The sequence below is a fragment of the Bacillus sp. Je.9.29.b genome (assembly GCF_051129925.1).
GTDB classification, from domain to species: domain Bacteria; phylum Bacillota; class Bacilli; order Bacillales; family Bacillaceae; genus Bacillus; species Bacillus safensis.
The window spans coordinates 1-255 of the sequence record NZ_JBCPSO010000034.1 but is presented as its reverse complement, the minus strand read 5'-3'; the positions used below and the strand labels follow the sequence as shown (position 1 = coordinate 255).

Genomic DNA, 255 nt, shown 5'->3' with positions numbered 1-255 from the left:
TATCTCCAGTGATACCCGTCGCACCAGTAGAACCAGTAGCTCCAGTAATACCCGTTGCACCTGTAGGTCCAGTAGCTCCAGTAATACCTGTAGCGCCAGTAGGACCAGTAGCTCCGGTAATACCCGTTGCGCCGGTAGAGCCAGTAGCTCCGGTAATACCCGTCACACCAGTAGGACCTGTTGGTCCAGTAATACCCGTTGCCCCCGTAGTTCCAGTTGAACCGGTGATACCAGTGGCACCGGTAGGACCTGTTG

Annotated in this window: 1 protein-coding gene; it reads right to left on the bottom strand. The window is 55.3% G+C overall.

Annotated elements, in window-relative coordinates; translation table 11 throughout:
* Window positions 1–255, bottom strand: a 255-nt coding sequence (locus tag AAZR19_RS18985; RefSeq protein ID WP_434704001.1) for a hypothetical protein, incomplete at both ends; no start/stop codon positions are given.